The 6961-nt window shown below is 34.5% G+C and carries 6 protein-coding genes; 3 read left to right on the forward strand and 3 right to left on the reverse strand.

The window, feature by feature from the left end; translation table 11 throughout:
• Positions 1 to 5: 5 nt before the first annotated feature.
• Together BUB25_RS14790 and BUB25_RS14795 are read left to right on the forward strand one after the other, a co-directional pair.
• Entirely contained in the window at positions 6 to 2357 is a 2352-nt protein-coding gene (locus tag BUB25_RS14790) for a S9 family peptidase (RefSeq protein WP_072945666.1), read from the forward strand.
• Between the two features lie 93 nt (positions 2358 to 2450).
• Positions 2451 to 3404, forward strand: a complete 954-nt coding sequence (locus tag BUB25_RS14795; protein ID WP_072945668.1) for a phosphoribosylaminoimidazolesuccinocarboxamide synthase — start codon at positions 2451 to 2453, stop codon at positions 3402 to 3404.
• 75 nt (positions 3405 to 3479) lie between these two features.
• Here BUB25_RS14795 and BUB25_RS14800 read toward each other — a convergent pair whose 3' ends face one another.
• From BUB25_RS14800 to BUB25_RS14810, 3 genes are all read right to left on the reverse strand, one after another.
• The gene (locus BUB25_RS14800) at positions 3480 to 4019 is read right to left on the reverse strand and encodes an SRPBCC family protein (protein ID WP_072945670.1); all 540 of its coding nucleotides are present in this window, start codon (positions 4017 to 4019) and stop codon (positions 3480 to 3482) included.
• Between the two features lie 23 nt (positions 4020 to 4042).
• On the reverse strand, positions 4043 to 4504 hold the full coding sequence (locus BUB25_RS14805) for a DUF1801 domain-containing protein (protein ID WP_072945700.1): 462 nt from the start codon (positions 4502 to 4504) through the stop codon (positions 4043 to 4045).
• 152 nt (positions 4505 to 4656) lie between these two features.
• Positions 4657 to 5745 carry a M42 family metallopeptidase gene (locus BUB25_RS14810; RefSeq protein ID WP_072945678.1) on the reverse strand — a complete coding sequence of 363 codons (1089 nt, stop codon included), beginning with the start codon at positions 5743 to 5745 and terminating at the stop codon, positions 4657 to 4659.
• A gap of 81 nt (positions 5746 to 5826) precedes the next feature.
• Between BUB25_RS14810 and BUB25_RS14815 the strand changes: the two genes are divergently transcribed.
• A complete protein-coding gene (locus tag BUB25_RS14815) occupies positions 5827 to 6504 on the forward strand; it encodes a DUF4294 domain-containing protein (RefSeq protein WP_072945680.1) in 678 nt (225 codons plus the stop codon).
• The last annotated feature ends 457 nt before the right edge of the window (positions 6505 to 6961 follow it).

A 6961-nucleotide genomic window follows, 5' to 3' on the forward strand; every position in this document is an offset into this window, starting at 1 on the left:
AAAAAATGACTAAAAAACTTTTTAGACTTGCATTTTTATTAATTGCGGTAGCTGGGCAAAGCCAGAATCTGAAGTTAGAGGAAATCATGAAAGGCGATATTTTCATAGGTTCTCAACCTTCGAATGAGCGCTGGTCCTTGGATGGGAAAAAAATATACTTTGAATGGAATCCGAATAATGAGTTAGGAGAAAGCACTTATTTTTGGGAGAAAACAATGGAAAAACCAAAGTTGGCTCTGGTTAAAGAGGCCGCATTTTCCAGATTGAATTTTATAAAAAATCCTGATTCTGATTTGGCATATTATCTGGAAAGAGGCGTTTTATATTCTTATTCGATAAAAAATAAAATCACAAAAAAACTATTGCAACAAGACAATCCTATTTCAAATTTACAATTGGGATTTGAGAATGGGGTTTTGTTTTTTGAGCAAAATGACAATCTTTTAAAATACAATACCAAAGAAGGAACGATAGTTCAGCTGACAAATTTTAAAAAAGGAAAAGGTCAGGATCCAGTTTCTGATAAGGAGGATTCTTTTTTGAAAGCGCAACAAAAAGAGTTGTTTCAATTTATCAGAGATCAGGAAGCCAAGAAAAAGTGGAATACGGCCAAAGCGGATGCTAATAAGTCGGATTTTCCAAAAGCCTATTTCTCTGGAAAAAATGAATTGGAAAGCTTGAAAATGAGTCCCAAAGGAGATTTTGCAACTTTCAGACTTCGTGAAGAAAAAGAAGCTAAAAGTGAAAAAATGGAAGTTTTTATCACTGCAGATGGCTATAATCAATCTCCAAATACCAAAGCCAAAGTTTCAACTGAAAATTTAACGAAGAGTAAATTCGGAATTTATTCTGTTGCCAAGGATTCGGTTTATTTTGTAGATTTTTCCAAACTGAGTCATATTCAAGAGGTTCCTGAATATTATAAATTATACGATAATCTTAAAAATAAGGAGAAAGTAAACAAGTTAATTTTTGTGCAAGAACCGGTTTATAATAAGGACGGTTCTTATGCCGTTTCCGAAATCAGAAGTTTGGACAATAAGGACAGATGGCTCGTAAAAATCAATTTAGAAAAAGGCAACTTTGAAGAAATTGATTACCAGCATGATGAGGCTTGGATAGCTGGTCCGGGGATTCCGTCGTATGAATATAGCAGAGGAACCTTAGATTTTATAGGGGATAATGAAACGATTTATTTTCAATCAGAGGCTTCGGGTTACTCTCATTTGTACACCTATAATTTAAAGACAAAAAAGAAGCAACAACTAACCAAAGGAACTTGGGAAGTTCGTGATGTTAAGTTATCAAAAGACAAAAAAACGTTTTATTTAACTACTAATACAACCCATCCTGGGAATCGTGAATTTTATAAATTGGCCGTTTCAGGAGGTATCTTAGAGCCTATTTTGGTTCAGGATGGCGCCCATGAAGTTAGCCTATCACCAGATGAAAGCTCATTGTTGGTGCGTTATTCGTTCAAAAATAAACCTTGGGAACTTTATATTGCTGATAACAAGAAAAATACTTCTCTTCGTCAGCTGACTTTTTCAACAACTGAAGAATTTAAAAAATATACTTGGAGAAAAACGGAAGTAATCACTTTTAAAGCACAAGATGGAACTCCAGTTTACGCCAGATTGTATAGACCACAAACAGCTCAGGCTAATAAGGCGGCAGTTATTTTTGTTCATGGCGCTGGCTATTTGCAAAATGCTCATAATTATTGGAGTAATTACCATAGAGAATATATGTTTCATAACTTATTGACTGATTTGGGATATACAGTTTTGGACATTGATTATAGGGGCAGTGATGGTTACGGTCGCGATTTTAGAACCGGAATATACCGTTTTATGGGAGGCAAGGATTTAACTGATCAAATAGACGGAAAAAAATATTTGGTAGATAATTTAGGAATTGATGCTAAAAGAGTAGGGATTTATGGCGGTTCTTACGGTGGTTTTATCACTTTGATGGGGATGCTTACCACACCGAAAGAATTTGCTTCGGGTGCGGCATTGCGTTCTGTGACTGATTGGGCTCATTACAATCATGGTTATACTGGAAACATTCTAAATTTTCCCGAAACAGATCCCGATGCCTATAAAAAGAGTTCTCCGATCTATTTTGCTGATAATTTAGAAGGCAATTTATTGATGCTTCACGGTATGGTGGATAATAATGTAGAATATAAAGATGTGGTGCGTTTGTCACAACGCTTTATTGAATTAGGCAAGAAAAACTGGAGTCTTTCCTCTTTTCCTGTGGAATCACATGGCTTTAAGGAAACTTATTCTTGGGTAGATGAGTATAGTAGAATCTTGAATTTATTCAACAGTACGCTTCTTGAAAAATAGTGTATTTAAAGCGTTGAATATTGTTTCAACAATTTTGTGTATCTCTTAGAAACAACCTATTTTTGCAAAAACAACAACACAACATTTATACCGATGAGCAATACAATTACAACCACTAATTTTAATTTTCCAAATCAAAAATCGGTTTACCGAGGTAAGGTGAGAGAAGTTTATAATATCAACGATGATCTTTTGGTTATGGTTGCTACTGATAGGCTCTCGGCTTTTGATGTTGTTTTACCAAAAGGGATTCCATATAAAGGTCAAATTTTGAATCAAATTGCTACAAAATTCATGGAACTGACCCAAGATATTGTGCCAAATTGGTTAGTTGCCACTCCGGATCCAAATGTAGCTGTAGGTCATTTATGTGAGCCATTCAAAGTAGAAATGGTAATTCGTGGTTATGTTTCTGGACATGCTGCACGAGAATATGCGCTTGGAAAAAGACAAATTTGCGGCGTAACAATGGCAGAAGGTTTAAAGGAAAATGATAAATTTCCAACTCCTATAATTACACCAACAACCAAAGCAGATAATGGTGAGCATGATGCTGATATTTCAAGAGAGGATATTCTTTCTAAAGGAATTGTTTCTGAAGAAGATTATGTAGTTTTAGAAAAATATACCAGAGCATTATTTCAAAGAGGAACTGAAATCGCAGCTAGTCGTGGATTGATTTTAGTAGATACCAAATACGAATTTGGAAAAACGAAAGATGGAGTAATTGTTTTGATTGATGAAATTCATACACCGGATTCTTCTCGTTATTTTTATGCAGAAGGATACCAAGAGCGACAAGACAAAGGAGAAGAGCAAAAGCAATTATCTAAAGAATTTGTGCGTCGCTGGTTAATTGAGAATGGTTTCCAAGGACAAGAAGGACAACAAATTCCTGATATGTCAGACGAATATATCGAATCGGTTTCTGAAAGATATATCGAATTATATGAGAATATTTTAGGAGAAAAATTCATTAAAGCTGATATTTCAAATATCAATGAGCGTATTGAGAAAAACGTCTTGGCTTATTTAGAGAAAAGATAGAAATTTTTATAAGAATCAAAAAAAACCGCAATTCTAATTTAGAATTGCGGTTTTTTAATTTTAGAGAGCTATATTTTATTTTTCCATTTTGACTTTTAGGTTATTGAGTCCTTGTTGTAAATCTTTTCCAATCATTTCGTCCATTTTCATAAAAGGAAGCATGATGTTTATTGGATAAGGAATTGTACCGTAGATTCCCCATTTTACTTTGGTTTGATTGGCTGAAACCATTTCAGTCGACATAAAACCCATTGCGGTATCATTCATGGGTTCTTTGAAACGAAGTTCAAAATCAAGACGTTTTCCTTCAGTAATCTTTGTGATTTCTTGTTCACCAATTCCTACTTCTTTTACCTCGCTCTCCCAAGCCGAAATAGCGCCAACAGTTCCGTCAATTCCTTTAAAACTGGATTTCATATTAGGGTCAATATTTGCCCAAACGCTAAAATCATTTTGATTTTTTAAGTACTTCACATAATTAAAAACAGAATCAATGGGTTTGTTAATAGTAATTTCTCTCTCTACAGCGTAGTCTTTGGGCATAAAGAACCCAACTATAAGAGTTAGGACTACAATTGCTAAAATTCCAATAATAATTTTTTTGATGATTTTCATGATTTTAAAATTAAGATGAATGATTATTTAGAGGCATTAATTTGTGATTCATAAAGCGAAACCCAATCGGCAACTGTCATTTTTTTGACTAACTGCCCAATTAGTTCGAAGGGAATTTGATCCTTCTTTTTAAAGCGGATACAACTTTTACCCATATCTAATTTTGAGGAACTGTGTTTTGGGTATTCATTTATAAACCATTTTAATAGTTCTGCACTGGAATATATCCCCATATGATATAGAGCAATGTAATTTTTTTGAGATGCAAGGTTGATAAAAGGTAAAGGAAGTTTTGAATTGCAATGATAGCCTTTTGGATAAATAGAATGCGGCACCACATAAGCAATCATGCCATAAGACATTTGTTCGACAAAACCTTTTGGGATATTGTTTGCGATTGTTTCCCGAAGTTTAAAAAAAGCAGGCTTTCTTTCTTCTGGAATTTCGTTCAAATAGTCTGCTACAGTTTTGGCGGATGATTGCATTTTCAGGAATTTATGGTCTAAATTTAATAAAAAAAGCCGCAATTCTGAAGTGGAATTGCGGCTTTTAATATTGATTAACATCTTTTTTATATTCTCTTTTCCGGAAAACATGAAAAAGAGAGAATAGATATTAGGCTTAACTATGGAAAATATTATTTAAAATAAGAAAAAGTTTCTTCGTTTTCTAGTTTCAACAAGGTTTCATAAATTAATTTAATCACGTTTTCAACGTCATCACGATGTACCATCTCAACCGTTGTGTGCATATAGCGTAACGGAAGTGAAATCAAGGCTGAAGCAACACCGCCATTACTGTAGGCAAATGCATCAGTATCAGTTCCGGTTACACGAGAAGAAGCCAGGCGTTGAAAAGGTATTTTCTTTTCTTCGGCTGTATCTAGAATTAGTTCTCTCAAGTTATTTTGTACTGCCGGAGCATAAGTAATAACTGGTCCTTTGCCAATTTTTGTGTCTCCTTCGATTTTCTTTTCAATCATGGGAGTGGTAGAATCATGACATACATCTGTAACAATGGCTACGTTAGGTTTGATGGTTTTGGTAATCATTTCGGCACCACGAAGACCTACTTCTTCTTGAACAGAGTTAGTAATGTACAATCCAAAAGGAAGTTTTACTTTGTTTTCGTGTAGCAAACGAGCTACTTCGGCAATCATAAATCCTCCCATACGGTTGTCAATCGCACGACAAACAAATTTGTTTTCGTTTAGAATAATGAAATCATCTGGATAAGTAACCACGCAACCAACATGTACGCCCATTTTCTCCACTTCTTCTTTGGTTTCGCAACCAAGGTCAATGAATATGTTGCTTGTTTTTGGGTTTTCTTCCTTGTCCCTGTTTCGGGTATGAATGGCTGGCCAGCCAAAAACTCCTTTTACAATTCCTTTTTTGGTATGAATGTTCACGCGCTTTGAAGGAGCGATTTGATGATCAGAACCACCATTTCTAATTACATAGATTAATCCATCATCAGTAATATAGTTTACATACCAAGAAATTTCATCGGCATGACCTTCAATAACAACTTTATATGCTGCATCAGGATTGATGACTCCTACAGCTGTTCCGTACGTATCTGTTATAAAAGTATCAACATAAGGTTTGAGGTAATCCATCCATATTTTTTGGCCTTCAGCTTCAAATCCGGTAGGAGAGGCGTTATTAAGGTATTGTTCTAAAAAGTCTAACGAAGATTTTTTTAATATTGTTTTTGTGCTCATAAAAATATTTTTTTGCTAAATTATAAATTTGGCATTACAGTTGTCTATATAATGTATAATTTTACAATTAAATTATGCCTTATGAAGTTTGTTACCTATATAGTATTCTTTTTCTTTTTATCTTTATTTGCAAATGCCCAAGAGATTCCTGTGAGTCCTAAAACAATGGGGTATGAACTAAAAGATTCTGATGATATTGCAAATGATACGATTCAATTGGAAGAAATTGTGGTTTCTAAGGAGAAACTTGATCCTGATGCCAAAAAGCAATTCTTAATACTTCAGAGTAGGGTGTATAAAACTTATCCTTATGCTAAACTCGCTTCAGAAAGATTGACCCTGCTAAACAAAGGTATGGCAGGATTGAAAACAAATAAGGAGAAGAAGAAGTATTTTAAAATTGTTGAAACTTATCTTAATGATGAATTTGAAGCTAAGCTGAAAAAGCTTTCCCGTAGTCAAGGGCGAATTTTGGTAAAATTGATTCATCGTCAAACGGGCAGTACCACTTATGAACTGGTGAAGACACTAAAGAGTGGTTGGAAAGCCTTTTGGTCAAATACTGCCGCGAGTATGTTTGATATCAATTTAAAATCGGAGTATGCGCCTTTTGATGTCAACGAGGATTTTTTGATAGAAACTATTTTACAACGTGCATTTGAATCGGGAAGATTACAGAACCAGCCGCCAGTAAAGCCAGTTGATATGGATAATCTCAATGATTTTTGGGAATCCAAAGCTCAAAAGTCAAAGTCGTAGTATTTCACGGTTTTATAATATTCTACTTATATATAGTACTGAGAATATTTGTTTCGGGAGCTCCTTCCCGCTATTCGCTACAATCTTCCAGTCCGAACGCCATCCTGGAAGGATTTCCGCTGCTATCAGGGCTAGGGAGTGGTTGTGATGTTTTAGCAAGGCTGTATTATATAGTACTCTGCAAAAGGATGTAGAAGGATTGTTGTTTTTTTATGGAGTTTAACGAGGCTTTAAAAATATTTTGTTTTCAAAAATCAGATTTTCAGCGAGTTAAAAATAAAGTTAAGAAAACGTCAAAAAAAAGCATTTAAAAAGCTTGAATAACTAAAAAAAGGAGGTATATTTGCACCCGCAATAACAAGCAAGTTCATATACAGATTGAGTGAGTGGAAACGTTGAGAAATCGGGTTTCAGGTGAGAGAAAAACGAGATTAAATTTTCGAAAAAAAAACTTTCC

This window comes from Flavobacterium granuli (assembly GCF_900129705.1).
GTDB lineage: Bacteria > Bacteroidota > Bacteroidia > Flavobacteriales > Flavobacteriaceae > Flavobacterium > Flavobacterium granuli.